The 1,418-nt window shown below is 71.7% G+C and carries 1 protein-coding gene; it reads right to left on the bottom strand.

The annotated features are described in order from the left end of the window. Positions 1–1,418, bottom strand: a 1,418-nt coding sequence (locus tag ACWD3H_RS47655; RefSeq protein WP_451959801.1) for an acyltransferase domain-containing protein, incomplete at both ends; no start/stop codon positions are given.

Here is a 1,418-nt window from a genome sequence, read left to right as displayed (position 1 = left end):
ACCGGCACCAGCACCGCGTCCGGGCCAGAACCGGCTTCGGCCTCCGCGGCGAGGGTGTCGACCGCCATCGCGGTCAGCACGCCGTCGGGGCCCAGTTCCAGGTAGGCCCGCACTCCTTGAGCGTGCAGCGTCCGGATTCCGTCGGAGAAGCGGACGGCCCGACGCACCTGCTCCACCCAGTAATCCGGCGAGCACAACTGCTCCGCCGTGGCCGGTTCTCCGGTCACGTTCGACACCACCGGAATACGCGGCGCGTGGTAGGTCAACCCGCCCGCCACCGCTCGGAAGTCCTCCAGCATCGGATCCATCAACGGCGAATGGAACGCATGCGACACCCGCAACCGCTTCGTCCGCACACCCCGCTCCTGCAGAGCGGCGACGACCTCCAGCACCGCCTCCTCCACCCCGGCGATCACCACCGAGGCCGGGCCGTTCACCGCCGCGACCGACACCTCCTCCTCACGCCCCGCCAGCAGCTCGGCGACCTCCTCCTCGGACGCCCGCACCGACACCATCGCCCCACCGGCAGGCAGCGCCTGCATCAACCGCGCCCGACCCGCCACCAACACACACGCATCCTTCAGGGACAACACCCCGGCCACATGCGCCGCGGTGATCTCCCCGATCGAATGACCGGCCAGCACATCCGGCCGCACCCCCCACGAGGACACCAACCGGAACAGCGCCGTCTCCACCGCGAACAACGCCGGCTGCGCCCACCCCGTCCGATCCAGCAGCCCCGCCTCGGCCGACCCCGGCTCGGCGAACAACACCTCCCGCAACGACCCGTCCAGCAGCGGGTCCAGCTCGGCGAGCACCTCGTCCAACGCCTGCGCGAACACCGGGAACCGCGCATACAACTCCCGGCCCATCCCCACCCGCTGGCTGCCCTGACCGGTGAACAGGAACGCCAGCTTGGCCGCACCCCGCGCCGAACCGGTCACCACACCCGCGGCCGGCGCCCCCTCGGCCACCGCCGCCAGACCCCGCACCAACTCCGCACGCTCAGCACCCACCACCACCGCCCGATACTCAAACGCCGACCGAGCCGTCGCCAGCGACACCCCCACCTCGGCCAACCCCAGACCAGGCGAACCCTCCACATACGACAGCAACCGGGCCGCCTGCGCCCGCAACGCCACCTCACTCCGCCCCGACACCGCCCACACCACGGCCCCGGACTCGGCGACCTCAACCTCGGCCGCCGCGACGTCCTCCACCCCGGGAGGCTGCTCAATGATCACATGCGCGTTGGTGCCGCTGATCCCGAACGACGACACCGCCGCCCGGCGCGACCGCTCCACCCGAGGCCACGACCGCGCTTCGGCCACCAGCTCGACCGCGCCCTCGCTCCAGTCCACATGCGAGGACGGCTCGTCCACATGCAACGTGCGCGGCACCACACCCTCGCGCATCGC

This window comes from Streptosporangium sp. NPDC002607 (assembly GCF_053592655.1).
Note: the sequence above shows the minus strand (reverse complement) of the source record. Positions and strands in the feature narration are given on the sequence as shown.